The sequence below is a fragment of the Melaminivora alkalimesophila genome, assembly GCF_000282995.1.
Taxonomy (GTDB): Bacteria; Pseudomonadota; Gammaproteobacteria; order Burkholderiales; family Burkholderiaceae_C; genus Melaminivora; species Melaminivora alkalimesophila.
Map to the genome: position 1 here is coordinate 1 of NZ_ALEE01000166.1, position 3,344 is coordinate 3,344.

3 protein-coding genes and 1 pseudogene are annotated in these 3,344 nt (G+C 68.2%); all 4 read left to right on the plus strand.

The genetic code is table 11. The features are described 5' to 3' along the window. Positions 1-593 (plus strand): sensor histidine kinase (locus A612_RS02715; RefSeq protein ID WP_019373067.1); only part of this gene is annotated, 593 nt, incomplete at its 5' end. Positions 594-779: 186 nt separating this feature from the next. After that, positions 780-2,435: a cbb3-type cytochrome c oxidase subunit I gene (locus A612_RS02720; protein ID WP_040435735.1), complete on the plus strand. Its 1,656-nt coding sequence runs from the start codon at positions 780-782 to the stop codon at positions 2,433-2,435. Then, complete coding sequence (locus A612_RS02725) at positions 2,425-3,099, plus strand: cbb3-type cytochrome c oxidase subunit II (protein WP_019373069.1); 675 nt, start codon at positions 2,425-2,427, stop codon at positions 3,097-3,099. The genes A612_RS02720 and A612_RS02725 overlap by 11 nt, the downstream gene beginning before the upstream one ends. Positions 3,100-3,115: 16 nt before the next feature. After that, positions 3,116-3,344 (plus strand): annotated as a pseudogene (locus A612_RS02730) (c-type cytochrome); the annotation flags it as partial.

The following is a 3,344-nucleotide window of genomic DNA, read 5'->3' on the forward strand; positions in this document are numbered from 1 at the left end:
CCGCCGCCACCGCCGCGCGCCTGACCGAGCTGCAAGCGCGCATCCGGCCGCATTTCCTGTTCAACACCCTCAACAGCGCCATTGCGCTGGTGCAGGACGAGCCGGCGCGCGCCGAAGCGCTGCTGGAAGACCTGGGCGACCTGTTCCGCCACGCGTTGGTCGAGCAGGGCGAGGCCACCACGCTGGCCGAGGAAGTGGAGCTGGCGCGCAAGTACCTGGCGATCGAGGCGGTGCGCTTCGGCGAGCGCATGCGCGTGCAATGGGTGCTGGACGAGCGCGCCGGCAGCGCGCGCGTGCCACCGCTGCTGCTGCAGCCGCTGGTGGAGAACGCCGTCAAGCACGGCGTGGAGCCCAGCACCGGCGGCACCGCCAAGCTGCGCATCTGCACCGAGCTGCGCGGCGAGCGGGTGGTGCTGAGCATCACCAACACCCTGCCGGCGCGCACCGGGGGAGGCGTCGGCACGGCCGGGCACGGCATCGCCCAGGCGAACGTGCGCGAGCGGCTGCGCCTGCTGCACGATGTGGACTGCGACTTTCGCGCCGGCCCGCACAAGGGCCTGTACCACGTGCGCATCTCGCTTCCGGCACGCTGACCGTTCCCTGCCCAGGCTTCGCTTGGCACTGGGCTTGACAGGGACTTGGGAAGGTTTCTATAGATTCATGTAACCTGCACCTTACAATCCTTTCGCCATGCATAGCACGCCCATTCTCCGGCGATGTTGCGATGCATCAACGAATCGGCGTCCGGCACACGCCGCCCCAATCGAAAGGAAATGTTCATGGACAGTGCCGTCATGAGCCTGTTGGGGGCCTTCCTGCTGTCGATCATCGGACTGTTCGTCTTCATCTGGTCGATGCGCAAGGGCCTCCTGATGGAGAACCCGCGGGCCGCCTCGGTCATCTTTGCCCCCGGCGAAATCGGCCACGTGGACGACCCGGCGCTCAAGCCCGCGGGCCGCGCGGAGCTGCAGGCCGCGGCCGTCGAGCCCGGCGACACGGCCCACGTGCCCGATGCGCAGGCTCTCGCCGAGCGCATCGAGGCCGACCGCTCCAGCGCCTTTCCGGTGTTCATGTTCATCGCCTTCGCCTGCCTGTGGCTGGTGCTGGGCTCGGTGGCGGGGCTCACGGCGTCGCTGAAGCTGCACATGCCCGACTGGCTGGTGAGCGAAGCCTGGATGACCTTCGGGCGGATCCGCACCGTGCACCTGACGGCCGTGCTCTACGGCTGGATCACCAACGCCTCGCTGGGCGTGATCATCTGGCTGCTGCCGCGCCTGCTGCGCACGCCCCTGATGGGCGCGATGTGGGTGATGCTCGGCGGCGCGCTGATCAACGTGGCGATCGCCAGCGGCATCGGCGCCATCGGCGCCGGCTGGACCGACGGCATGGAATACCTGGAGATGCCCTGGCAGATCGGCCTGTTCATCGTCGCCGGCATGGTCTGCATCATCGGCCCGGTGCTCTACACGCTGGTCAACCGCAAGGTCGAGTCGCTGTACGTCACCGTCTGGTACCACGTGGCGGCGCTCTTGTGGATCACGCTGCTGTTCCTGGTGGCCAAGCTGCCGGGCGTGCACTACGGCGTGCAGCAGGCGACCATGAACTGGTGGTACGGCCACAACGTGCTGGGCCTGTGGTTCACGCCCGTGAGCGTGGGCGCGATCTACTACTTCCTGCCGAAGATCATCGCCCGGCCGGTGCGCTCGTACAACCTGTCGATCCTGGGTTTCTGGACGTTGGCCTTCTTCTACGCCCAGGTGGGCGGCCACCACCTGGTGGGCGGGCCGGTGCCGGGCTGGCTGGTCACGCTGTCGATCGTGCAGAGCATGATGATGATCATCCCGGTGGCCGCCTTCTCCATCAACATGGCCGGCACCATGTGGGGCCGCACGCGGCTGGCACTGCACTCGCCGACGCTGCGCTTCATGATGTTCGGCGGCCTGATGTACATGCTGTCCTCGGTGCAGGGCTCCTTCGAGGCGCTGCGCTCGGTCAACCAGGTCGCGCACTTCACGCACTTCACCGTGGCCCACGCCCACCTGGGCGCCTACGGCTTCGTGACCATGGTGCTGTTCGGTGCCATCTACTTCATGATGCCGCGCGTGCTGCACTGGGAATGGCCCTATCCGCGCCTGATCTCGCTGCAGTTCTGGCTGGCCGCCATCGGCATCCTCATCTACTTCGTGGGCCTGTCGATCGGTGGCTGGCTGCAGGGCTTGGCCATGCTGGACGCCTCGCGCCCCTTCATGGATTCGGTGGCGCTCACCATCCCCTACCTGCAATCGCGCAGCGTGGGCGGCGCGCTGATGGTGGCCAGCCAGGTCATCTTCGTCGGCCACTTCCTGGCCATGGCGCTGCGCTTCGGGCCGGCGCGCACCGGCGCCGCACTGTTCCGCGACGGTGCCCACACCATGGAGCTCGCTCATGGAAAATGAAGTCAAGCTGACGGCCGGCGCCATGGTCACGCTCGGCCTGGCGACTGCCGCGCTGGTGGTGCTGCCCTACATCCAGGTGCGCGACGTGAAGACGCCCGAGGGCCTCAAGCCCTACACCAGCGCCGAGCTGCGCGGGCGCGCCAGCTACATCGCCAACGGCTGCGTCTATTGCCACACGCAGCAGCCGCGCGACAAAAGCTTCGGCCCCGACGCCGAGCGCGGCTGGGGCCGCGCCACCGTGCCGGCCGACTACGTATACGACAAGCCGCACCTGCTGGGCAGCATGCGCACCGGCCCGGACCTGATGAACATCGGCGTGCGCCAGCCCAGCAAGGACTGGCACCTGGGCCATCTGTACCAGCCACGCGCCTATGTGCCGGGCTCGATCATGCCCTCCTACCCCTACCTGTTCGACCTCAAGGACCAGGCCGAGGAAGGCGACGAAGTGCTGAAGCTGCCGCCCGGCTACACACCGGCGAACAAGGTGGTCGTGGCCACGCCCGAAGCGCTGGACCTGGTGAAGTACCTGCAGTCGCTCAACCGCAGCTATCCCGTACTGCCCACCGAACCGCGCGAGACCGCAGGTGCCCCGGCAGAGGCTGCCGCGGAGGCCGCGCCGCCTGCCACGCCCGCTCCCGCCGGCGAGCCGGCACCGGCATCCTGAGACAGGAGGAATGGCCATGAACGACCGCTTGCGCGACCGAGACGCACAGCAGCGCGAACACGCCGACCCCGAGGAGAGCATCCGTCCCATCCCGCTGCTGGCGGTGGGCGTGACGCTGGCGATGGTGGTCTTCGGCGTGTTCTACATCTTCCTGTCCGAGCCGCTGGACCATTCGCAGCTGGGCGACCAGCGCACCGTCGCCGACCTGTCCGGGCCGGCGCGGTCGGCCGCCGGCGCGGCGGTGG

Bases quoted from the DNA above. Each gene is read 5' to 3' on its own strand.
- A612_RS02720 (WP_040435735.1), top strand. From the start codon at position 780: ATGGACAGTGCCGTCATGAGCCTGTTGGGGGCCTTCCTGCTGTCGATC.
- A612_RS02725 (WP_019373069.1), top strand. From the start codon at position 2,425: ATGGAAAATGAAGTCAAGCTGACGGCCGGCGCCATGGTCACGCTCGGC.